Origin of the sequence: Pseudomonas sp. T1.Ur (genome assembly GCF_023516725.1) — a bacterium.
GTDB classification, from domain to species: Bacteria; Pseudomonadota; Gammaproteobacteria; order Pseudomonadales; family Pseudomonadaceae; genus Aquipseudomonas; species Aquipseudomonas alvandae.
Map to the genome: position 1 here is coordinate 3,906,811 of NZ_JAMGSN010000001.1, position 22,201 is coordinate 3,929,011.

The following is a 22,201-nucleotide window of genomic DNA, read 5'->3' on the forward strand; positions in this document are numbered from 1 at the left end:
TTGAAGCTGATCTTGAGAAGGAAAACGCGCTGATGGCCCTGGCAATTTTTGATCTGGACGAAACCTTGATCCACGGCGACTGCGCCACCCTCTGGAGCGAACAGATGGGGCGCCTGGGCTGGGTCGATCCCGAGTCGTTCATGCGGCGCAACAACGAGCTCATGGACGCCTACAGCCACGGCAAGCTGCGCATGGAAGAGTACATGGACTTCAGCCTGGAGCCGATGATCGGCCGCACGCCGGAAGAAATCGAGCACCTGGTGGCGCCATGGGTGGAGGATTTCATCGAGCCGATCATCTTCAGCGACGCCACCAAGGCCATCGCCGAACACCGCAAGGCCGGCGACCGGATCCTGGTGATCTCGGCTTCGGGCACGCACCTGGTCAAGCCGATTGCCGAACGCCTGGGCATCGATGAAATCCTGGCGATCGAACTCGACGTGGCCCACGGGGTGTACAGCGGCAAGACCGTGGGCACCCTGACGTACCGCGAAGGCAAGATCACCCGGCTGCTGGATTGGCTGGATGCCGAGGAAGAAAACCTCGAAGGCGCGAGTTTCTATTCCGATTCGCGCAATGACCTGCCGTTGTTGCTGCGGGTGGATTACCCGCATGTGGTGAACCCGGACCCGGTGTTGAAGGCCCATGCCGAGTTGGCTGGGTGGCCGATCCATAGTTGGAAATAACCCCCACTCCGGTCCCCGTGGCGAGGGAGCTTGCTCCCGCTCGGCTGCGAAGCAGTCGTAAAACCGGCTGACGCGGTCTACCTGGATAGTTGCGCCGTCCCGATTGGGGCGGCTGCGCCACCCAGCGGGAGCAAGCTCCCTCGCCACGGGGGCGATCCAAGCCCGCGAATACAGGACCATACAAGCGAGCTTGTTCGCCCACAGGTTCAACCTAGCAGCAGCCAAAAACTCCAGCCAATCAACAACACACCACAGATACGACTGAGCCAGAGTCCCTGGGGCAGGTTTTTCTCCAGCAGGATGAAGACACCGATCACTGCCACCCAGAGCAGGTTCATCACGCCGACGACGAACAGCAGGCCCATCAGTGCCCAGCAGCAACCCAGGCAGTAAGCACCATGGGCCAGGCCCATGCGCCAGCCGCCGAGCACGTCGGGGCGCCAGTAGCTGATGAGAAAATGCAACGGCCCGCGACAATGCTCAAGGCAGGTCGCCTTGCTGGGCAACCATTGATAGACGCCGGCGACCAGCAGCAGGCCGGCGCCCAGCGCGGTACTGCTGCTGCGCATCGCCGGACTGAGCAAGGCCAGTTGTTCAAGTGCCCACTGCAGCGCCGTGGCGCCCAGGGCGAAGCCGACCCAGACCAGGCCATAGGCGCCGCAGAACAGCAGGAGGGCCAGGTGTCGCTGCGGTGACGGCATGCGCTTGCGCAGCATCTGCTGGTAGATCAGCAGCATGGGCAGGGCGCTGGGCAGCATCATGCCCAGCATCATCACCCCCCACATGGCGAACATCAGCAGCGCATCGCCCAGGCTCCAGGGCATGACCATACCGGCCATTGCCGCATCCGCCATCGCGCCCGGCGCGCTCATGTCATGGGCCAGGCGCAGCAGCACCAGCCAGGCCATGGCGATCAGCGCGAGCAGGCAGAACAGGAACAGCAACTGCTCGCCGGACAGTCGCTTACTCGGCGTTATCGCCTGAGGTTCTGCCATCGCTACGACTCTATGCCGTGGCCAGTGAAGTGCACGTGCGCGAGGTGGCTATGGCTGCCCTGGGATTGCAGCTTGAGGGCTGAATGCGTCTGGTAGCTGCCGCTGGCGACTTCAGCCTCATGGAACTCGAAGCCGTCGGGCAGCGACAGGCGGACGCGATGAGGCGAGCCGTCGATCGGGCTGCGGATCGGCTCGCCGCTGGCCTGTAGCACGCCCGGAATATCCAGGTGCGCCAAGCGTTGATCGACATCAATGGACAGGGTGATGGGCACGAACTGCGGTTCGAACGCCTCACTCATGGTGCTGCTGAACACCTGGAACACGTTGGCTCCGGGATCGCTCTCCAGGCCAGAGAGAATAGTCAGCAAGGCCTGGCGTTGCGCCTCGTCGGCGCGTTCATCGATAAACACCTGGCAACTGCCGTTGCCCTCATGGATGGCGCCCGGCCAAGCGAAGGTGGCGGCCCAGCACAAGCCGTCCAGCGTGACTTGCTCGAAATACCCCCGCTCCACCCGCATCGACGCCACTGCCTGGCAGTGGCCATGGGTCGGTGGCGCATTGAATTGGCAGGGGCAGCCCCAATTGCAGTTGCAGGCAATGAATTCGACGCCCTGCATGCGCCATTCGGCGATGGTCATGATCGACCCCTTCACCTAAAGTGAAATGAAAGCTGCGGTTACCCCATCCCCTCATTGATTAACGCTAGCAGGCCTAGCGCAACGGATACGCACGGCCGACCAAAGGTCCGCGTGCCGGAGTCGCCCTTGCCTCCTGTGGGAGCGAGCTTGCTCGCGATGGCGGTCGAGCATTCAACAGCCTTGTTGACTGTCACGCCGCTATCGCGAGCAAGCTCGCTCCCACAGGATCTGCATCAGCTCAAGCTTTCATCGATCACCAACACCAACTTCCCGGACACCGTGTTCGTCGCCAGCTCCGCAAACGCCGCTTCGGCATCGGTGATTGCAAACGTCTTGGCCAACTGCGGACTCAGGCGTTTATCGGTAAACAGCGGCCATACGTTCTGCCCCAGTTCGCTGATCAGGTCGGCCTTGAATTGATCATTGCGACTGCGCAGGGTCGAACCGAGCAATTGGATGCGCTTGCCCAGCACCTGGGCCAGGTCGAGTTCGGTCGTGCGACCGCCCATGAGGCCGATCAACACCCAGCGGCCGTCAACTGACAAAAGTTTCACGTTGAGGCTGGCGTAGTTCGCACCGACCGGATCGAGGATCACGTCGAACGGCGCAAAGTCGTTCAGGCTATTGATATCGTCGGTGCGCACCACGCCGCCCTGGGCTCCCAGCGCTTCGCAATAGGCCAGCCGATCCGCCGAACCGACGCTGACCCAGCACGGGTTTCCAAACGCCTTGCAGAGTTGGATCGCCGCCGAGCCGACGCCACTGGCACCGGCGTGCAGCAGCACTTTTTCACCCGGCCGCAACCCGGCAAGTTGGAACAGATTCAGCCACGCGGTGCCGTAGACCTCAGGCAACGCGGCCGCTTCAGCCATCGACAGGCCTTCCGGTACAGGCAACACATGGCGGCCATCGACCACCACCTCTTCGGCCATCCCGCCGCCGGCCAGTAACGCGCAAACACGGTCACCGACCTGCCAGGAAGAGCCAGGCCCGACTTCGCTGATCACCCCGGAACACTCAAGCCCCAGCACCTGGCTCGCGCCCGGAGGCGGTGGATAATGCCCCGCTTTCTGCAACAAATCGGCCCGATTCAGGCCGGCGGCGGCCACGCGGATGCGAACTTGCCCCGCATCACAGGCCGGACTCGGCTCATCTGCCCATACCACTTGACCTTCAACGCCTTGCAATGCTTTCACGGTGCCTCCATAGTGAGTCTCGACTGGGCCCGCTGCTTCAACGCCGGGCTTTCTTGCATTATGCGCCCGGGCCACATGGAACCGGCGACTTCAAAGACGGCCTAATATGCGTTATCAATTGTCCCTGCGTCGAATCAGCATGAAGCACTTGTTCCCCAGTACTGCACTTGCCCTTCTCATTGGCCTCGGCGTTTCGACGCTTTCGAGCAATACGTTTGCGGCCAACAGCTGGGACAAGCTTCAGCCCGATCGCGACGAGGTGATCGCCAGCCTCAACGTCGTCGAGCTGCTCAAGCGCCATCACTACAGCAAGCCGCCGCTTGATGACGCACGCTCGGTCATCATCTATGACAGCTACCTGAAGCTGCTTGATCCGTCGCGCAGCTACTTCCTGGCCAGTGACATTGCCGAATTCGACAAGTGGAAGACCCAGTTCGACGATTTCCTCAAGAGCGGCGACCTGAACGCCGGCTTCGTCATCTACAAGCGCTACCTGGACCGCGTCAAGGCGCGGCTGGACTATGCCCTGGCGGAGTTGAACAAGGGCGTCGACAAGATCGACTTCAATGCCAAGGAAACCTTGCTGGTCGATCGCAAGGACGCACCTTGGCTCAAAAGCACAGCCGAACTCGACGACCTGTGGCGCAAGCGCGTCAAGGACGAGGTCCTGCGCATGAAGATCGCCGGCAAGGATCCCAAGCAGATCCAGGAAACCCTGACCAAGCGCTACAAGAACCAATTGGCTCGCCTGGACCAGACCCGCGCCGAGGATGTCTTCCAGGCCTACATCAACACCTTCGCCATGTCCTACGACCCGCACACCAATTATCTGTCGCCGGATAACGCGGAAAACTTCGACATCAACATGAGCCTTTCCCTCGAAGGGATCGGCGCGGTGCTGCAGAGCGACAACGACCAGGTCAAGATCGTGCGCCTGGTACCCGCGGGCCCGGCGGACAAGACCAAGCAGGTCGGCCCGGCCGACAAGATCATCGGTGTCGCCCAGGGCAGCAAGGAAATGGTCGACGTGGTCGGCTGGCGCCTGGACGAAGTGGTCAAGCTGATCCGTGGCCCGAAAGGCTCGGTGGTTCGCCTGGAAGTCATTCCGGCCAGCAATGCGCCGAACGACCAGACCAGCAAAATCGTGTCCATCACCCGTGAAGCGGTGAAGCTGGAAGAGCAGGCCGCGAAAAAATCGGTCCTCAACCTCAAGCAGGACGGCAAGGACTACAAGCTCGGCATCATCGAGATCCCGGCGTTCTACCTGGACTTCAAGGCCTTCCGCGCCGGGGACCCGGACTACAAGAGCACCACCCGCGACGTGAAGAAACTGCTGACCGAACTGCAGAAGGAAAAAGTCGATGGCGTCGTCATCGACTTGCGCAACAACGGCGGCGGTTCCTTGCAGGAAGCCACCGAGTTGACCAGCCTGTTCATCGACAAAGGCCCGACCGTGCTGGTGCGTAACGCCGATGGCCGGGTGGATGTGCTGGAAGATGAAAATCCAGGCGCGTTCTACAAGGGGCCAATGGCCTTGCTGGTCAATCGCCTGTCCGCCTCGGCCTCGGAGATTTTCGCCGGCGCCATGCAGGACTATCACCGGGCGCTGATCATCGGTGGCCAGACCTTCGGCAAAGGCACCGTGCAGACCATCCAGCCGTTGAACCACGGCGAACTGAAACTGACCCTGGCGAAGTTCTACCGGGTTTCCGGCCAGAGCACCCAGCACCAGGGGGTACTGCCTGACATCGATTATCCGTCGATCATCGACACCAAGGAAATCGGTGAAAGCGCCCTGCCCGAGGCCATGCCGTGGGACACCATCCGACCTGCGATCAAGCCGGCCGTGGACCCGTTCAAGCCGTACCTGGCCCAGCTGAAATCCGAACATGACGCCCGCACCGCCCAGGACGCGGAGTTTGTGTTCATTCGCGACAAGCTGGCCCTGGCGCAGAAACTGATGACAGAAAAAACCGTCAGCCTCAACGAAGCCGACCGCCGCGCTCAGCATGCCGACATCGAGGCCAAGCAACTGGCGATGGAAAACCTGCGTCGCAAGGCCAAGGGCGAAGAACCGCTCAAAGAGCTGAAGAAAGAAGACGAAGACCTCATCACCGAACCGGAAAAGACCAAGCCGGAAGACGATGCCTACCTGAGCGAAACCGGGCGGATCCTGTTGGATTACCTGAAACTCAACACGGCGGTCGCCAAGCACTGAGATGATGGCCATTTAATGGTGATGCTCGTCGGAGTGTCATCAAACTGACATCAGTCTGTCGTGAAATACAGGACCGGGCGCACCCCAGCAGGGGTTGCGCCCAGTCCTTTTTTTATCGCCAGAGATCGCCATGACCACGACAGAACAGCTGAGTGCCTTGAGCTCAATCCTGACTCAAAGCGGTTTGCACAGTCTGTTCCAGCCGATCATCTGCCTTTCCGAGCGACGTATCGTCGGCTACGAAGCCCTGACACGCGGCCCGTCCAACAGCCCGCTGCACTCCCCCATTGCCTTACTGTCCGTGGCCCGCCAGGCCGGACGACTCACCGAGTTGGAACTGGCCTGCCGACGCAGTGCCTGCCAGCGCTTCAATGAGCAAAAGCTGCCGGGCAAATTGTTCCTCAACGTGTCGCCCGAATCCTTGCTCGAATCGGCCCACCAGACCGGGCGTACCTTGCAGCTCTTGCAAGACTTCGGCATTCCGCCCAGCCAGGTCGTCATCGAGCTGACCGAACAAACCCCGATCGACGATTTCCAGCTCCTGCAAACCGCCCTGCATCACTATCGGGCCATGGGTTTTTCCATTGCCTTGGATGACCTCGGCGCCGGTTATTCGAGCTTGCGGCTCTGGTCGGAACTGCGACCGGACTACGTCAAAATCGACCGGCATTTTATCGACGGCATCCACCAAGACGCGCTCAAGCGCGAGTTCGTCGGTTCGATCCTGAAGATTGCCCAGGCATCACGGGCCCAGGTGATCGCCGAAGGGATCGAACTGCCGGAAGAACTGGCCGTGTTGATCGAGATGGGCGTCGACCTGGTCCAGGGCTACCTGCTCGCCCGGCCACAGGAATATCCGTCCCACGACGCCAAGGCGCTGATGCCCCGCCGAGACAGCGGCGCGACGCCCCTGGGCGACGAAGTCAACGACCTTGGCGCATTGCTCAACGAACAACCGGCAGTGACCCACAACACACCGACGGCGGCCGTCCTGGACGCATTCCGCCGCCAGGCCAACCTCAACTCCCTGGCGGTGCTGGATGACCGTGGCCAACCGTGCGGTATCGTCCATCGCCACTCGCTCTCGGACGCACTGCTCAAGCCCTTCGCCACCGACCTGTTCGCACGCAAACCCATCAGCCGCCTGATGAGCGACGATTTCCTCGCGGTGGAACTCAGCCAGTCCCTGCAGCAAGTCAGCCGGCTCATCACCAGCCGCGCCCGGCAACGCATCGAAGAAGACTTCATCATCACCCTCAACGGCAGCTACATGGGACTGGGTCGAGTCATCGACGTACTCAAACTCATCACAGAGCTGAAAATCCAGCAGGCCCGCTACGCCAACCCGCTGACCTTGCTACCCGGCAACGTACCGATCCAGCAATGCCTCACCCGCCTGTTGCAGCAACGCCAGGAATCGGTGATCTGCTACGTCGACATCGACAGCTTCAAACCCTTCAACGACATCTATGGCTACGGCCGCGGCGACGAAGTCCTGCTGTGCCTGGCGCAATGCCTGAACGAACGCATCGACCCCAGCCGCGACTTCGTCGGCCACATCGGCGGCGACGACTTCCTACTCGTCCTCGGCCCAGACGACTGGCGCAAACGCCTGACCCAACTCCTCAACGACTTCCAGACCCACTGCCGCCGCTTCTACCGTCCCGAACATCTCGAAGCTGGATGTTTTACTGCGCTGAACCGGCAAGGGGTGCGGCAGGAGTTTGCGTTGCTGTCGCTGTCGATTGGGGTGGTGCACCTGCGCGCCGAGGCTTGTGCGGGGCTGGATGCCAGCCAGTTGGCGGAAATGGCTTCGCAGGCGAAGCATCATGCCAAGGAGATTGTTGGGGGGAGTTTGTATTTGATTGATGGGATGGCTGGGCAGGTGCCGGTTGCGGGGGTGGGGTTGTTGGCGTAAGGGCCGCAAGGTGATCTCCCCCGTGGCGAGGGAGCTTGCTCCCGCTGGGCTGCGCAGCAGCCCCGTTGGCCGAGCAGCCTGTTTCAGGCCTTTAGCTGATCCTTGGTAGGAGCGAGTCTGCTCGTGAAAGCGATTTAGCAGTCAGCATCAACTCAACTCACCTGCCCCTGTTTGCCAAGTCCTATTTTTTAATTTTATTTAGCGCATTCGTTAGTACTTCTTCCAACTCTGCCCAGTTCTTTGCGTTTTCACAGTGTATTGGAGTGTCCCAGTTAGACTCTGATATCAGAACGACCCTAAAATGGCCATCCTTACAAAACTCCGGGTACCACCCGATATCTAAAATTTGATCCAAGGGGAAGCAGGCTTGAAACAGGTCCTCTTTCAGGTCGTCTATAAGCAGCAATGGTTCCGTTGCTTGGTTTAAATGCGAAATATCATCAAATGTTACTTTTCCGCCAAGCTCGTTTATTTTCTGAGTGTTCATCGATTACTTCTTCTTTGTGTATTTTTTAAATGATTCTTCGGATATCGGGTGGCCATGTATTGTGCGGGCGCTCAATTCAACTCTCATATATCTAGTTTCATTGCCGTTGTTTGCTCCGACCGTTCGTCCCAGGTCCATAACTTTCCATGGCTTCCCGTTGTTAACACTCTGTCCATTTGCAAAAACATAACGCTCCAGTGCCTCGATATCAGTACCCGGTAAATACCTGGCTGCACCACCGTTGGCAGTAGACTTTACGACGGCGGGCCAAGGCGCTTTTGGAGAAACATGCTTGTTACCGTGATTTGTCCATTCGACATCTGGAAGCTCGGGTGTACCTTCGTTAGCACTTGTTTTTTGTTCAGGAGCTTGATCTCCCTGTTCAGGAGTACATTTACCTTTTGCTGGACAATCCACCAACCCCAACGGATCCACCCACCCCGTCGGGTTCAGGGTGTACCGATACCCATTGAGCCCACCCCTGAGCTTGCTCGGATCCAGCGTCAGGTACCGCCCCGTCTCCGGATTGTAGTACCGGTGCCGGTTGTAGTGCAGGCCGCTTTCCCGGTCGTGGTATTGGCCCTGGAAGCGCAGCGGTTGTTCCAGGCGCTTGCCGTCGCCGTGTCGCAGTTCGGTGAGTTTGCCGTAGCCGTTGTAGCGTGCGCTCCAGACGATTTCGCCTTGGTGGCTGGTCAGTTCCTGGGGCGTGCCGAGGTGGTCGTTGTGGTAGTGGAATGGCGTGGCGTTTTGTGGACCTTCGCCTTCGAGCAGGGCCAGGGGGCGGAAGGTGCCGGGTTCGTAGACGTAGCTTTGGTAGTGGCTATCGCTGCTTTCGGCGATGACTTGGTCGCCTTGCCAGATGAATTCCGTGGTCTGGCCAGCCACGGTCTTTTCGATGCGTCGGCCGAAGGCGTCGTAGCGGTAGGACGTTTCGTTGCCGTCCGGGCTGGTGACGCCGATGAGACGGTGTTGGCTGTCGTAGCGGTAGTGCGTAACCAGGCAATGGGCCTTGCCGCGGCGTTCGCGGATGAGGTTGCCGTAGGCGTCGTAGTCGTAGTGGCGGTCGCCCTCCATGAGCAGGCGGTTGCCCTTGAGGGTGGTCGGGCCGGGGCGGTCTTGCAGCAAGAGGTTGCCGGCCGGGTCGTGGGCGAAGCGTTCCGGGCCTTGGGTGTGGGCAAAGTCGATGCGGAGCAGGCGATCTTGTGCGTCGTACTGGTAGCGGCGGCGGTTTCGCTTGTCAGAAAGCGCGGCGAGGTTGCCGTTGGCGCTGTAGGAGTAATCGCGCCAGAACAGTTGGTGCTGCTGGGTTTGCCAGACGGTCTGGGCCTTGAGGCGGCCTTGTTCGTCGTAGCGGTAGTCGCTGAGCAGCAGGCCTTGCTGGCGTTGGGTTTCGCGGCCGCCCTTGAAGCGGTGTTCAGTCAGGCAGGTGCCGTTGAGGTCGATGGCGATCAGCGCGCCGCCTCGAGCATGGTGATAGTCGAGGGTGCTGCGGTCTGGCAGTCGGCAGTGGATCAAGCGACCGACGCTGTCGTAGCGATAACGCAGGGTCGCCCAGCCCTGGTGTTCGGCGACGAGGCGGTCTTGGGCGTCGTACTCGTAGGCCAGCGGCCAATGGCCGTCGTCGACGCTGACCAAGGGCGTCGTAGCGGTAATCGACCGCCTCGCCATCTGGCAAGGTTTTTCGCACCAGGCGGCCAGCGCTGTCACGCTGGTAGTGAGTGATGCGCTGGCTGCCATCGGCACCGAACTCGGTCTTTTCCAGCAGGTGACCGTTGAGGTCGTAGGCATAACCGGTGCGCTGGCCGTCGAAGCCGGTTTCCTGTCGGATCAGTCCGTTGGGCGTGTAGTCCAGCCGATAGTGTTCGCCGGATTCGTTCTCGATGTCGGTCAGCGACAGCCGCGCCGAGTCGTAGCGATATTTCAGCTCGCTGCCGTCGGGGTTGAGGCGGCGGCTGATCAGGTGCAGGTCGTCGGCGTATTCGTAACGGGTGGTGCGGCCCAGTTCGTCCCGCTCGGCGATGACCTTGCCGTAGGCGTTGTAGCGCCAGGCGCGGGTCGCGCCGGTGGGCAAGGTGGTCTGCAGCAAGCGGCCCACGGCGTCCCATTGGTAGTGGGTGATGGCGCCGTGTTCGTCCTGGCGGGTCAGCAAACGTCCGAGGGCGTCGTAGGAAAAACACCGCTGGCTGCCGTCGGGCAGGGTTTCTTTCGTCAACTGGCCCAGGTGATTACGCACAAAATAATGGGCGCTGGCGTCCGGGTAGCTGATGGTTTTCAGTTGCCCTTGGCCGTCGTAGTGGTACCAGGTGCTCTGGCCGTCCGGGTCGATGGCCTCGATGACGTCGCCCTGGTCGTTGCGGCGGTAGGTCCACACGGCTTTGCCGCGCTGCCGGGCGTGCAGGAAACCGTTTCGGTACTCGTAGGACGTGGGCTCGTCTTCAGGCGGAATCAGCGCCACCAGCCGTCCGACTTCGTCGTAGCGGTATTCAGTGACGGCGCCGAGCGGGTCTTGCTCGGCGATCAGCCGGCCTTGTTCGTCATAGGCCTTGAGGTGTTCGCCGCCAGCGGGATCGACCTGGCGCACCAGTCGCGCGCGGTCGTCGTGAACGTAGACCTCCTCGCTGCCATCGAGGTTATGAACCGTGACGCTGCCGTCTTCGCCCCAGGTGTAGCGGCTGTCCATTTGCGCGAACGACGCCCAATGCCGCACGCAGCGCGCCGCGGGACCGAGGCCTTGCCACTCCCAGTAAAAACTCGCGCCCCCGGCCAGTTGCCGCTGGAGGATGACGTGCTGGTCGTCGTAGTCGTAGCGTTCGCTTTCGCCAGCGGCGTTAGTCGCTTCAATCAGTCGGAAACGGCCGTCGTAGCGGTAGGAAACCAGCGTGTGTTCAGTGCGCCAGCTTTCGTCGCGAGTCGGCGTCGGCTGAAAACTCTGATAGTCGATGGCAACCAGGTGACGGTGTTCGTAGCGCAAGCGCAGACAGCGTCCAGCGCCGTTGTCCAGGCGGCTGATGTCGCCGTAGATGTTGCGCTGGAGGGTCAGGCGGTTGTCGTACCGATCGCTCAGGGCGATCAGACAACCGTCGCGAAAGTGTAGGAAAGGAGCGTCTTCGCCGGGCTGGGCGATGATCAGTTCGTCCGGCTCATTGCTCAGGTAGATGGCCGCGCGGGCCAGGCTGTTGTGGATCTCCGGGCGTTGCAGGCTCGGCCGGGGGAAGGTGGTGCGGCGGTTTTCCTGGTCGATCCAGATGACCTGCTCGCCTTCGATCACCAGGCGATGGGCCAGGGCATGGCTCCAACCGCGGCCGAGGCCGATGTCCAGTTCGGCGGCGCTGGTGCGATAGAGCCGGGTGAAGGTAAACGGCAGGCGTCCGTCGAGGGTGCCGTCTTCCAGGGTCAGCAGTTCCTCGCCGGTGACCATCGACACCGGGCAGCCGTGGGTGCGGGTCTGGGCGGCGCTGTCGGCCGGGTCGCCGTTGGGGTTTGTCGATTGAGTGGAGGCGTCGTCGAGGTGTTCTTGCTTTTTCAGCGTGGTATTGCGCTGCGCGTCCCAGCGCAACTGCATCCGCCCTTTCTTCACGCCCGCGGAGATACCTCGCGCGGCCACAGTCTTGTAGCGATCCACGTAGCCCATGAAGCCGTTGACCAGCGCGAAAATGGCGCTGATAAAACGCTTTACCGCATCCAGCAGCCGTGCGCCGTACCGGAACAAGCGCATCGTCAAATAGGCAATGCCCGCCCCCGCACCGACAAAGGTCAGCACCACGCCGATCAGCAGATCAATCGCCAACTGCACGACCATCGTGGCGACTGCCGCCGCTGTCCCGCCCGCTAATTCGCTGGGTGGCAGCATCTCCAGCCAAAGCATGGCGGTTCGCACCAGCAGGCAGAGCGCCGCTTCGTCACTGACGAGTAGCTGGAGCTTCGCCATGACCTGTGGCGCCGACTTGGCAAGCTTGACCAAATCGTCCGCACTGCTGCCCAACCGGTCGCCAAATTGGCTGGGATCCTTGAGGATGTCCGACAGCAAACCGATGCTGTCCCACACGCCCTCGATCGCCGCCCAACCACCCGCGAGCAGGCCGTTACCCACCGCTGCCGCCGAAGTCGCCAGCGACTGCTGGGCCCATCGCGGCTTGAAGCCCTGCCACTCGCCGCGCAGCCAGTCCGTCAGATCGGAGCTCAAGCCGTCGTAGGAAGAAAACAGATCGTCAATTTGCTTGTGGGATACGTCGCCTTGGACGTGAACCCGATAGGACCGCCCCGCCTCGCCCTTGAAAGTCCCTATACCCTGGGCATCAAGCGTGACTGGGGTGACTTCGCCCGTGTCCACCGCCACCACATCGACCACAATATCGCCCAGCGGGATGTCATACACAGACTCGAGCTTGCTCTCGATCGTCATGCTCCCGCCTTGCGGGCACTGGGCGACGGAAGAGAGGAAATCCTTGTCTTGGATACTGACAGGGGTGATGCCGTCGCCGAAACGAATCAACCGCTCCATGCCCATCAGCGAAGGCAGGTCGGCCGCTTGGCTGGCCCGGTCCGCAGCCCGGCTGTACCAACTTTCGAGCTGCTCGCGGTAAAGAGGAAGGGTGTCCTTGAAGTCCTCGAGTGCCTCCTCGATGCGGCGCACCTGATCCATCAAGAGGCGACTCGGCCATGAGGCAGCAGGAAAAAACGGTCGGACATGGAAGAACGTCTCGCGAGAAATCAGGAAGCGCGAGACTTTGCCGGGGGCGGCAGGAGAAATAAGTCAGATAAGGAGACGCCGCCAGTAGGACAATTCTTTAATTGGCCCTACAGCTCCCTCTCGGGGCGGAAAAAGAATTATGGCCAGACAGCCTGTGGATAACGCTACGGATTCTGGTCGTCGAGCCCCTTGAGCTTGATATCAGCCAACGGGTGCCCAGCCTTCGCGGCCAGGGTCCACCAGCGCGCCGCTTCGGCCGGATCGGGCGCCTTGGTGGTGGAGCCAGCAAGGCTGATGACACCCACCTGATAGGCGGCCTTGCCATCACCGGCCAGTGCAGCCAGCCGCAGCAGACGAACCCCCTCTTCCCTGGCGCCCAGGCCTTGGCCGCGAAACGTCAGGATATGGCCGTAGAAGCTCTGGGCGCCGACGTCACCCAGATTCGCCATGCGGGCAAATTGACCTTCGAGCCAGGCCCAGCCGCGCGGCTGTCGGACGAGCCATGACCAATGAAACAAGCGGCGTGCCAGCCAGTAGCCGGCCCGGGCCTTGATGCGCCAGAGCATTCAGGCCTCCGCCGATTCGGGGTACTCGTATTCGAACACGCGGACCACTTCAGAAGCATGCCAGGACGCGGCAGCCACGCCGTCGGAAGGGCCGGAAAAACGTCCAAGACGTTCGACGCACTCGAAGAAACCCGTACGTGGCAAACGGCTGGCGCCCTGGCTGATGACCAGCGAACTGCGCAGCGGTTGCTCGGCCCGCGCATCCAGCGCCGCCAGATGTTCAAGCGCCGCGGTCAAGGTCTGCATGGCCGGGCTAGGGAGTTGCAAGCGCTCCAGCAAGGCGCGGTATGTCAATAAATGGCGCTGGCGACGCGCCTGGTCCAACTCACCCAACAACCCGTCCCAATGTTGCCGACTGATGCGTACACTCACGATTCATCCCTCCAACCCGGCACCGTCAGTTCCCAGGCCAGACTGCGCTTGATTGCGGCATCGGGCTGACGCTCACCGCTTTCTATCATGGCCAGATAAGACGGGCTGATGCCTACCGTGCGGGCGAGCGCCTCGATGGCGATGCCCTTCCCTTCGCGCAGACTGCGCAGTTGATCCAGACCAGGGAGAACCTGGCCGGGTGCCGCCGCATGCGAGACGTTTGCCTCACGCGACGGAGCTTGATTGATGCCGGCTGCCTTCAATAACGACTGGTACTGATCCCACGGTAAAACCGCGTACTCGGGCTCTCCGTCGCGTGTGATTATTTGAATATCCATGAACACCCCGTAGGACAACAACACTTTGCGAGTCAGCTTTTTTCCTAGGAAGTGTAATCCTAAATAGCAGCCAAGGTCGCGGGGCGATGAAGTTCTGAAGGGAAACGGACTGAATCAGGTCTTTTTTGGACCTTGGAGCTGCAGCTGTTCCGGGGTGTCGGGGAGCCTTTCGACCAACGCGAGTTTCTCGGGGGATTGGCGGTCACGCCACGCACGGAACGCACTCAGCTCGTCGTCGAGGGTTTTCATGATCCATGCCAGCACGGCGATATCGTCAAACATGCCAAACATGGGCAGCAAGTCCGGAATCGCATCCAGGGGACTGAGGAAGTACATGAGCCCCGCCACCACCGAGAGCAACGACTTGGCGCTCACCGCCCGGTATTCGCCACGCCAGTAGGCCAGGCACAGCGCCTGCAACAAGCGCAGGTCGTCCTTGAGCTTGCCCAGTCGACCGCCTTCCCGGGCACCCTTGCTGGCAACGGCAAACAGCAACGTCGGCAATCTGCCGCGGGCCAGCAGCCGTCCCGCCAAGGGCAGGAATCGCGTGAAATTCCACGGCGCCTTCATTTTTTCTCCCGCTGAAATGTTATCCACACAAATTGTGGATAACCTTGTGAACAGAGCTACGTTTCACCGCTGAAGCCCCCGTTTTATAAGGGCCCGGCTTAGATCGGGCGTTTTTTACTCACATAAAAAAACCCAATATTCCGTTGACTTGATGGGTCGACTGCGTCTAGCACAGGACCCGTATTGCCTATGACTGTGGCCTGCAGCGGGGGTTCGGTTTTTTTGACCGTTTACCGAAAGCCGAATGCAACAACGCCCCGCATAAGCGAGGCGTTGTCTTTATAGCAGACGCGATTACTTGGCTGCGTCTTCTTTTGCCGGATCCTTGATAGCCAACAGTTCCAGGTCAAACACCAGGACCGAGTTGGCAGGGATGGCCGGGCTCGGGCTCTGGGCGCCGTAGGCCAGGTCACTCGGGATGTACAGCTTGTACTTCTCGCCGACGTGCATCAGTTGCAGGCCTTCGACCCAACCCGGGATCACGCCGCTAACCGGCAGGTCAATCGGGCTGCCACGCTCAACGGAACTGTCAAACACGGTGCCGTTGGTCAGCTTGCCGGTGTAGTGAACGGTCACGACGTCGGTCGGCTTGGGCTGTGGGCCGTCGGCTTTCTTGACCACTTCGTACTGCAAGCCGGAAGCGGTGGTGGTCACGCCGGCCTTCTTGCCGTTTTCCTCGAGGAATTTCTTGCCGGCCGCTGCCGACTCTTCACTCATCTTGGCCATGCGCTCTTCGGCACGTTTTTGCAGTGCGGCAAAGGCTTCGACCAATTCTTCGTCTTTCAGCTTCTGTTCTTTCTTGCCGACGGCATCTTCGATGCCCTGGGCGACTGCTTTGGAGTCCAGGTCATCCATACCTTCCTGGGCCAGGCTCTTGCCCATGTTCAGGCCGATACCGTAGGAAGCTTTCTGCGCCGGGGTTTTCAGCTCTACGCTGGTCTGCGAGTCGCAACCCGCGAGTACCAGCCCAACCAGGGCTACCGCCGCCGCCAACCGATGCTGTTTCATGCTATTTCCTTGTTCATGCGCCTAAAGGGCAATCGAGTAAAGCCGCGAGCTTATCAGGCGGCCACGACCAATGGCTACCGGCATGTGAGCCGCAAACCGATGATAAGTTCAGGTCGGCAAACGCTTTTTAATCCCTGGTAGATGAAGCATCTGTCATCGGTTTCGTACAGGGACGGATTGCCGCCCCCCTGCAGCCAAGGGTAATGGCCACTTGCCGGCCAAGCGGCACTGAGGCATAAGGACATATCAAAAAAACAAGGACGTTACCGTGCGCCTCCTCTCTCGCCTCCTCTTGCTGATCCTCGCCCTGCTCATCGCGGTCGTGGCCGTAGTGCTTTATTACGTCGCCAACCCACGCCTGCCGGCCTACACGCCTGTCGAACAGGTGCACTACCTTGACCAATGGAGCGCCACCGAGCGCCAGACTTACTATTTCACGCCCCAGGGCACCCAGGTCAAAGGCCTGCGCTACGACTGGTTCACCGCGCTTGAACTGCCGTTCTCGCAGCAGCGCTTCGCGTCGCCGGAGTACCTGGCGCGCTTCGGTTTCCTGATCGATCCGGCGCAAAAAGCCACGCCGGACAATCCCGGCAACTTGCCGGTAGGCTTCACCCGACACCAGAACGCGGGCAGCAGCGAGCAATATCTGGACATCACTTGTGCCGCCTGCCACACCGGCGAACTGCACTTCAAGGGCCAGGCGATACGGATCGATGGCGGTTCCGCTCAACACGTCCTGCCGTCGACCGTTCCGACATTACGCGGGGGCAGTTTCGGACAGGCCATGGTCGCCAGTCTCTTCTCGACCTACTACAACCCATGGAAATTCGAACGTTTTGCCCGCCAAGTGCTGGGCAAGGACTACGACGCCCGCCACGAAGCGTTGCGCAAGGCATTCAAGGTTTCCCTGGACACCTTCCTGCGCACGGCCTGGAATGACACGCACCGCGGCCTCTACCCCACCCAGGAAGGCCCGGGCCGCACCGACGCCTTTGGCCGTATCGCCAACGCCAGTTTCGGCGACGCGATTTCGGCGGAAAACTACCGGGTTGCCAACGCACCAGTGGATTACCCTCAGTTGTGGGAAATCTGGACCTTTGACTGGGTACAGTGGAACGGTTCGGCCCAGCAACCGATGGCCCGTAACGTCGGCGAAGCGTTGGGCGTCGGTGCCACCCTGAATTTCTTCGATGCCCAGGGCAAGCCGTTGCAAGGTGAAGCGCGCTACCCTTCCAGCGTGCGCGTGCGCGACCTGAACAAGATCGAGGAAACCCTGCAACTGCTCAAGCCTCCCGCGTGGCCGGAAGCGCTGCTGGGCTCGATCAACAAGCCCTTGGCCGCCAAGGGCCGGGCACTTTTCGCCGAGAACTGCGCCGGTTGCCACGTTCCTAAAGTCGTACAAGGACCTGACAGGCCAGTCCAGCAACTGCACATGTTGCCGGTGCAAGTGATCGGCACTGACCCAGGCACCGCCAACAATATCGCCGACCATCGCTTCAACCTGACCAGCCTGCAGTGGGATCCGACCGAACTGGCGAAGCTCGACGTGCAACTGCACCCCACCCCGACGGAACCGTTGGATCTCAGCCAAGTCTCGGTCGCCAAGGGGCTGGCCTACGTCACGGCATTCGTCGAGAACCGCGCCTATCGCGATGCCGGCGTCACCCCCGTCGAACGCCCGGCACTGGATGGTTTCGGGTTGCCCATCGGTGTCCGCGAGTTGCGCGCCTACAAAGCGCGACCACTGGCGGGCGTCTGGGCCACGCCGCCCTTCCTGCACAACGGCTCGGTGCCGACGATTTATCAATTGCTGTCACCGCAGGATGAACGGGCGACCACCTTCTACAAAGGCACCTTCGAATACGATCCGCGGCATTTGGGCTATCGCACGGAAGCCTTTGCCAACGGTTTCCTCTTCGACACCAAGATCACCGGCAACCATAACAGTGGTCATGAATTCCGCGCAGGTGAACGAGGCAACGGCGTCATCGGCCGCTTGCTGCAACCGCAGGAACGCTGGGCCTTGCTGGAATACCTGAAGGTGCTTGGCGGGCCACTGGAGTCGCAACTGTAATGATGAACCTTATAAGTAAAAGGATGTTGGCATGTTGATCACGCTCTGGCTGCGCCTCGGCGCCTTTTTGGGCAAGACGCTCCTGTGGCTGCTGGGTTTCGGGCTCCTCGGCTGGGCCTTGGCCACAGCCTGGTTTGCCTGGCAGCACAGCGGGCCGGTCCCGGACCAGGAACAGATACCGCTCGGCGAAAGCGCCATGACCCAGGACATCATCCAGACCGCGATCCGCATCGTTGATCAGCACCGCGAAGGCACGCGCTACCTGCGCGACGCCCATGCCAAGGCCCACGGTTGCGTCATGGCGCAGGTCCAGGTGCCCAGTGACCTGCCTGCGCCGTTGCGCCAAGGCGTGTTCGCCGAACCGGGCAAGACCTGGCAAGCGACGATCCGTCTGTCCAATGGCAATGCCTATCCACAATTTGACAGCTTGCGCGATGCCCGGGGGATGGCCATCAAGTTGCTGGACGTGCCTGGCAAGCAACTGCTGGCTGATCGGCAGTCCAAGGGTGAACAGGACTTTGTGATGTTCAATCATCCGAATTTCTTTGTCAGCGACGTCGCCGAATACCGTCAGAATGTGGCCGCTCAGGCTGACGGAAAGAGGGCAATGGCGTTCTTTCCGAGCCTCGATCCACGCACCTGGCAGATCCGACATTTATTCATTGCCCTGGCGACACTTTCACCCCCACCCGCCAGCCCGACCCAGACCACTTACTTCTCGGTATCGCCTTACAAATTCGGCGAGGCCAATGCCAAGTTTCGCGTCGCGCCGGACCCGGACAGCTGCCCCGGCTACACCTTGCCGCCGCAGAACCAGGATTTGCCGAATTTCTTGCGTAGCGCGCTGAATCAGCAGTTATCCACCGATCGCGTGCCGGCCTGTTTTGTCTTGCAGATCCAGCGTCAGGATCCGAGCAAGTACATGCCGATCGAAGACACCAGCATTGAATGGAAGGAAAGCGATGCACCGTTCGAGACGGTGGCGCGGATCAAGGTACCGGCACAGGATTTCGATACGCCCAAGCTGAACCTGGCGTGTGACAACCAATCCTTCAACCCGTGGTTCGGCATCGAGGCCCATCGGCCAATTGGCGGTATCAACCGGTTGCGCAAGGCGGTGTATGAGGCGGTCAGCGATTATCGCCATAGCCGGAATGCCGAGCAGTAGGAAGGCGGTAAAAAGACAGGCAACAAAAAGCCCGCTCGAATGAGCGGGCTTTTTGTTGGCAACCTGGCGTTCAGTATTCCAAGTGCCGAATATGGCGCAGCGGACGGGACTCGAACCCGCGACCCCCGGCGTGACAGGCCGGTATTCTAACCGACTGAACTACCGCTGCGCGTAACATTGAAAGTTTGGTGGGTGATGACGGGATCGAACCGCCGACATTCTGCTTGTAAGGCAGACGCTCTCCCAGCTGAGCTAATCACCCTTCACTTTCGATGCGGGGCGCATTCTCTCACAGTTTTTTGTAACGTGCTGATTTAATTAACAAATCCTGCAAAAAAACATGAGCAATGCACACCGCAGGAACTGCAAACAGCAAAAAGCCCGCGTGAGCGGGCTTTCCGTGGTGACCTGGCGTTCAGTGTTCCAGGTAACCGAATATGGCGCAGCGGACGGGACTCGAACCCGCGACCCCCGGCGTGACAGGCCGGTATTCTAACCGACTGAACTACCGCTGCGCGTAACACTGGAAGCGAATGGTGGGTGATGACGGGATCGAACCGCCGACATTCTGCTTGTAAGGCAGACGCTCTCCCGGCTGAGCTAATCACCCTTCACTTTCGGTGTGGCGCGCATTCTACGGAGCACTCCCTAAGCTGGCAAGCACTTTTTAAATTAATTTTTTCAGGCCTTCCAAAGGCTTAGCGAAGGGTTGGCCTATGGCGCCGCGAAGAGAATAATGCCCCCCTTTGTATAAAGGAGAGACTCACCCCATGTGGTTCAAGAACCTGCTTATCTATCGCCTGACCCAAGATCTGCCTGTTGATGCCGAGGCGTTGGAAACTGCACTGGCGAGCAAACTGGCGCGCCCCTGTGCAAGCCAGGAGTTGACCACTTACGGTTTCGTCGCGCCGTTTGGCAAAGGCGAAGACGCACCCTTGGTGCACGTCAGCCAGGATTTCCTGTTGATCGCCGCGCGCAAGGAAGAACGCATCCTGCCTGGCAGCGTCGTGCGCGACGCGGTCAAGGAAAAGGTCGAGGAAATCGAAGCCGAGCAAATGCGCAAGGTCTATAAAAAGGAACGGGACCAGATCAAGGATGAAATCATCCAGGCCTTCCTGCCTCGCGCGTTTATCCGTCGCTCGTCCACTTTTGCCGCCATCGCGCCAAAACAGGGCCTGATCCTGGTCAACTCCGCCAGCCCGAAACGCGCCGAAGACTTGCTCTCCACGCTGCGCGAAGTCATCGGCACGCTGCCCGTGCGTCCGCTCACCGTGAAGACCGCCCCGACGGCGATCATGACCGACTGGGTCAAGACGCAGAAAGCCGCTGACGATTTCTACGTGCTGGACGAATGTGAACTGCGCGATACCCACGAAGACGGTGGCATCGTGCGTTGCAAGCGCCAGGACCTGACCAGCGACGAAATCCAGCTGCACCTGAACACTGGCAAGGTGGTGACCCAGCTGTCGCTTGCCTGGCAGGACAAATTGTCGTTCGTGCTCGACGACAAAATGGTGGTCAAGCGCCTGAAATTCGAAGATCTGCTGCAAGACCAGGCGGAGCAGGATGGCGGCGACGAGGCCCTCGGCCAGTTGGACGCCAGCTTCACCTTGATGATGCTGACGTTTGGCGAGTTCCTGCCGGCGTTGGTTGAGGCGCTGGGTGGGGAAGAGATTCCGCAGGGGATCTAAACCCTGCAATAACTATCCTGTGGGAGCGAGCTTGCTCGCGATGGCGGAACTCCAGTCGACATCTCAGTGATTGTCACTCCGCTATCGCGAGCAAGCTCGCTCCCACATTAGTATTCGGTGTTTTCAAATAATAAGGATCAGGTCATGCGTGCACTGGCTGCATTGAGCCGCTTTGTCGGCAATACGTTCGCTTACTGGGTGTTGTTCTTTGCGGTACTGGCATTCATGCAACCGCAGTGGTTCGTCGACCTGAAAGTCGCCATCGTGCCCCTGCTGGGGCTGGTGATGTTCGGCATGGGCCTGGCGCTCAAGCTGGAAGACTTCGCCGAAGTGGCGCGTCGTCCGGGGCGCGTGGCCCTGGGCGTGATTGCCCAGTTCGTGATCATGCCGGGTACGGCATGGCTGCTTTGCCAAGTATTCAGCCTGCCGCCGGAAATCGCCGTCGGGGTGATCCTGGTGGGCTGTTGCCCGAGCGGCACCTCCTCCAATGTCATGACCTGGCTCGCACGCGGTGACCTGGCCCTGGCCGTGGCGATTTCCGCCATCACCACCCTGCTCGCCCCTTTGCTGACCCCGGCACTGATCTGGCTGCTGGCTTCGGCCTGGCTGCCGGTGTCGTTCTCCGCGTTGTTCTGGTCGATCCTGCAAATTGTGTTGTTGCCCATCGCACTCGGCATCATTGCCCAGCGCCTGTTGGGCGCGCGGGTTCATCATGCGGTTGAAGTGCTACCCCTGGTCTCGGTGGTCAGCATCGTGATTATCGTTGCCGCCGTGGTGGCGGCCAGCCAGGCGAAGATTGCCGAATCCGGCCTGTTGATCATGGCCATCGTCGTCCTGCATAACAGCTTCGGTTACCTGCTGGGGTACTTCACCGGTCGACTGTTCGGATTGCCCTTGGCCCAGCGCAAGACCTTGTCTCTGGAAGTCGGCATGCAGAACTCCGGCCTGGGCGCGGCCTTGGCCAGCGCGCACTTTTCGCCGTTGGCGGCGGTGCCCAGTGCGCTGTTCAGCGTCTGGCACAATATTTCCGGGGCATTGCTCTCGACCTGGTTCCGCCGCATGAGCGAAAAACAGGACCGTGAGCAATTGGCCCGGCAGGCGGCGGACTGAGCGAGCGACTTGATCAAACGGTCAGCATTGGGCATCCTTCTGCCCAATGCGGGGACGACCCCGCTGCTCCATTGGAGTTTTTCTTGTCCGGGGACGACCCCATCCATCGATGAGGTGCGTGATGTCCTGGATCATTCTGTTTTTTGCCGGCCTGTTCGAAGTCGGCTGGGCTGTCGGCCTGAAGTACACCGACGGCTTCAGCCGCCCACTCCCCACTGCACTGACCATTGCCGCCATGGCTGTCAGCCTCGGCCTGCTGGGTCTCGCAATGAAAGAATTGCCGCTGGGCACGGCCTACGCAATCTGGACCGGGGTCGGTGCCGTGGGCACGGTGATCGCCGGGATCATTCTGTTCGGTGAGTCGATGGCGCTGATCCGGTTGGCCAGCGTCGCGTTGATCGTTGCCGGGCTGGTTGGGCTCAAGGTCAGCGCTTAGATCCGTTTCTGTGGGAGCGAGCTTGCTCGCGATTACAATC

Annotated in this window: 17 protein-coding genes, 4 tRNA genes and 1 pseudogene; 8 read left to right on the forward strand and 14 right to left on the reverse strand. The window is 60.6% G+C overall.

Annotated elements, in window-relative coordinates; all coding sequences use genetic code 11:
- Positions 1-32 precede the first annotated feature (32 nt).
- Positions 33-686, forward strand: coding sequence for an HAD family hydrolase (locus M8Q45_RS17420; RefSeq protein ID WP_249875747.1), 654 nt, complete (start codon positions 33-35; stop codon positions 684-686).
- A 206-nt stretch (positions 687-892) separates the two neighbouring features.
- On the opposite strand, the gene M8Q45_RS17425 is transcribed toward M8Q45_RS17420, so the two are convergent.
- From M8Q45_RS17425 to M8Q45_RS17435, 3 genes are all read right to left on the reverse strand, one after another.
- A complete protein-coding gene (locus M8Q45_RS17425; protein WP_249875748.1) occupies positions 893-1,681 on the reverse strand; it encodes a DUF2182 domain-containing protein in 789 nt (262 codons plus the stop codon).
- Between the two features lie 2 nt (positions 1,682-1,683).
- A complete protein-coding gene (locus tag M8Q45_RS17430) occupies positions 1,684-2,319 on the reverse strand; it encodes a DUF1326 domain-containing protein (RefSeq protein ID WP_249875749.1) in 636 nt (211 codons plus the stop codon).
- A gap of 233 nt (positions 2,320-2,552) precedes the next feature.
- Entirely contained in the window at positions 2,553-3,515 is a 963-nt protein-coding gene (locus M8Q45_RS17435) for a zinc-binding dehydrogenase (RefSeq protein ID WP_249875750.1), read from the reverse strand.
- A gap of 139 nt (positions 3,516-3,654) precedes the next feature.
- On the opposite strand from M8Q45_RS17435, the gene M8Q45_RS17440 reads away from it, so the two are divergent.
- Complete coding sequence (locus M8Q45_RS17440) at positions 3,655-5,733, forward strand: carboxy terminal-processing peptidase (RefSeq protein ID WP_249877343.1); 2,079 nt, start codon at positions 3,655-3,657, stop codon at positions 5,731-5,733.
- Positions 5,734-5,863: 130 nt separating this feature from the next.
- On the forward strand, positions 5,864-7,651 hold the full coding sequence (locus M8Q45_RS17445; RefSeq protein WP_249875751.1) for a bifunctional diguanylate cyclase/phosphodiesterase: 1,788 nt from the start codon (positions 5,864-5,866) through the stop codon (positions 7,649-7,651).
- Positions 7,652-7,832: 181 nt separating this feature from the next.
- On the opposite strand, the gene M8Q45_RS17450 is transcribed toward M8Q45_RS17445, so the two are convergent.
- From M8Q45_RS17450 to bamJ, 7 genes and pseudogenes are all read right to left on the reverse strand, one after another.
- The gene (locus tag M8Q45_RS17450) at positions 7,833-8,138 is read right to left on the reverse strand and encodes a hypothetical protein (RefSeq protein WP_249875752.1); all 306 of its coding nucleotides are present in this window, start codon (positions 8,136-8,138) and stop codon (positions 7,833-7,835) included.
- A gap of 3 nt (positions 8,139-8,141) precedes the next feature.
- Positions 8,142-12,780: pseudogene (locus M8Q45_RS17460) on the reverse strand (RHS repeat-associated core domain-containing protein).
- A gap of 212 nt (positions 12,781-12,992) precedes the next feature.
- Complete coding sequence (locus M8Q45_RS17465) at positions 12,993-13,394, reverse strand: SEL1-like repeat protein (protein ID WP_249875754.1); 402 nt, start codon at positions 13,392-13,394, stop codon at positions 12,993-12,995.
- Positions 13,395-13,766, reverse strand: a complete 372-nt coding sequence (locus tag M8Q45_RS17470) for a hypothetical protein (protein ID WP_003179080.1) — start codon at positions 13,764-13,766, stop codon at positions 13,395-13,397.
- Positions 13,763-14,104: a helix-turn-helix domain-containing protein gene (locus M8Q45_RS17475; protein WP_249875755.1), complete on the reverse strand. Its 342-nt coding sequence runs from the start codon at positions 14,102-14,104 to the stop codon at positions 13,763-13,765. The genes M8Q45_RS17470 and M8Q45_RS17475 overlap by 4 nt, the downstream gene beginning before the upstream one ends.
- A gap of 114 nt (positions 14,105-14,218) precedes the next feature.
- Complete coding sequence (locus M8Q45_RS17480) at positions 14,219-14,674, reverse strand: YkvA family protein (RefSeq protein ID WP_030142015.1); 456 nt, start codon at positions 14,672-14,674, stop codon at positions 14,219-14,221.
- Between the two features lie 294 nt (positions 14,675-14,968).
- Positions 14,969-15,682, reverse strand: coding sequence for a BamJ family beta-barrel-assembly machinery protein (gene bamJ / locus M8Q45_RS17485; RefSeq protein ID WP_003204577.1), 714 nt, complete (start codon positions 15,680-15,682; stop codon positions 14,969-14,971).
- A gap of 268 nt (positions 15,683-15,950) precedes the next feature.
- Between bamJ and M8Q45_RS17490 the strand changes: the two genes are divergently transcribed.
- Together M8Q45_RS17490 and M8Q45_RS17495 are read left to right on the forward strand one after the other, a co-directional pair.
- The gene (locus M8Q45_RS17490; RefSeq protein ID WP_249875756.1) at positions 15,951-17,756 is read left to right on the forward strand and encodes a di-heme-cytochrome C peroxidase; all 1,806 of its coding nucleotides are present in this window, start codon (positions 15,951-15,953) and stop codon (positions 17,754-17,756) included.
- 31 nt (positions 17,757-17,787) lie between these two features.
- Positions 17,788-18,924, forward strand: a complete 1,137-nt coding sequence (locus M8Q45_RS17495) for a catalase family protein (protein WP_249875757.1) — start codon at positions 17,788-17,790, stop codon at positions 18,922-18,924.
- 92 nt (positions 18,925-19,016) lie between these two features.
- Here M8Q45_RS17495 and M8Q45_RS17500 read toward each other — a convergent pair.
- The 4 genes from M8Q45_RS17500 to M8Q45_RS17515 all read right to left on the reverse strand — a co-directional run bounded on the left by M8Q45_RS17500 (position 19,017) and on the right by M8Q45_RS17515 (position 19,534).
- A tRNA-Asp gene (locus tag M8Q45_RS17500) sits at positions 19,017-19,093 on the reverse strand.
- 17 nt (positions 19,094-19,110) lie between these two features.
- Positions 19,111-19,186, reverse strand: a tRNA-Val gene (locus tag M8Q45_RS17505).
- 176 nt (positions 19,187-19,362) lie between these two features.
- Positions 19,363-19,439: transfer RNA gene (locus tag M8Q45_RS17510), tRNA-Asp, on the reverse strand.
- A 19-nt stretch (positions 19,440-19,458) separates the two neighbouring features.
- Positions 19,459-19,534, reverse strand: a tRNA-Val gene (locus M8Q45_RS17515).
- Between the two features lie 160 nt (positions 19,535-19,694).
- On the opposite strand from M8Q45_RS17515, the gene rdgC reads away from it, so the two are divergent.
- The 3 genes from rdgC to sugE all read left to right on the forward strand — a co-directional run bounded on the left by rdgC (position 19,695) and on the right by sugE (position 22,161).
- Complete coding sequence (gene rdgC / locus M8Q45_RS17520; protein ID WP_030142368.1) at positions 19,695-20,615, forward strand: recombination-associated protein RdgC; 921 nt, start codon at positions 19,695-19,697, stop codon at positions 20,613-20,615.
- A 144-nt stretch (positions 20,616-20,759) separates the two neighbouring features.
- Positions 20,760-21,725: a bile acid:sodium symporter family protein gene (locus tag M8Q45_RS17525; protein WP_249875758.1), complete on the forward strand. Its 966-nt coding sequence runs from the start codon at positions 20,760-20,762 to the stop codon at positions 21,723-21,725.
- 121 nt (positions 21,726-21,846) lie between these two features.
- On the forward strand, positions 21,847-22,161 hold the full coding sequence (gene sugE, locus M8Q45_RS17530; RefSeq protein ID WP_249875759.1) for a quaternary ammonium compound efflux SMR transporter SugE: 315 nt from the start codon (positions 21,847-21,849) through the stop codon (positions 22,159-22,161).
- The last annotated feature ends 40 nt before the right edge of the window (positions 22,162-22,201 follow it).

Coding starts and splice junctions, on each gene's coding strand:
- M8Q45_RS17440 (WP_249877343.1), top strand. CDS start 3,655: ATGAAGCACTTGTTCCCCAGTACTGCACTTGCCCTTCTCATTGGCCTC.
- M8Q45_RS17495 (WP_249875757.1), top strand. CDS start 17,788: ATGTTGATCACGCTCTGGCTGCGCCTCGGCGCCTTTTTGGGCAAGACG.
- M8Q45_RS17480 (WP_030142015.1), bottom strand. CDS start 14,674: ATGAAGGCGCCGTGGAATTTCACGCGATTCCTGCCCTTGGCGGGACGG.
- M8Q45_RS17430 (WP_249875749.1), bottom strand. CDS start 2,319: ATGACCATCGCCGAATGGCGCATGCAGGGCGTCGAATTCATTGCCTGC.
- M8Q45_RS17525 (WP_249875758.1), top strand. CDS start 20,760: ATGCGTGCACTGGCTGCATTGAGCCGCTTTGTCGGCAATACGTTCGCT.
- M8Q45_RS17425 (WP_249875748.1), bottom strand. CDS start 1,681: ATGGCAGAACCTCAGGCGATAACGCCGAGTAAGCGACTGTCCGGCGAG.
- M8Q45_RS17465 (WP_249875754.1), bottom strand. CDS start 13,394: ATGCTCTGGCGCATCAAGGCCCGGGCCGGCTACTGGCTGGCACGCCGC.
- M8Q45_RS17475 (WP_249875755.1), bottom strand. CDS start 14,104: ATGGATATTCAAATAATCACACGCGACGGAGAGCCCGAGTACGCGGTT.
- rdgC (WP_030142368.1), top strand. CDS start 19,695: ATGTGGTTCAAGAACCTGCTTATCTATCGCCTGACCCAAGATCTGCCT.
- sugE (WP_249875759.1), top strand. CDS start 21,847: ATGTCCTGGATCATTCTGTTTTTTGCCGGCCTGTTCGAAGTCGGCTGG.
- bamJ (WP_003204577.1), bottom strand. CDS start 15,682: ATGAAACAGCATCGGTTGGCGGCGGCGGTAGCCCTGGTTGGGCTGGTA.
- M8Q45_RS17450 (WP_249875752.1), bottom strand. CDS start 8,138: ATGAACACTCAGAAAATAAACGAGCTTGGCGGAAAAGTAACATTTGAT.
- M8Q45_RS17445 (WP_249875751.1), top strand. CDS start 5,864: ATGACCACGACAGAACAGCTGAGTGCCTTGAGCTCAATCCTGACTCAA.
- M8Q45_RS17420 (WP_249875747.1), top strand. CDS start 33: ATGGCCCTGGCAATTTTTGATCTGGACGAAACCTTGATCCACGGCGAC.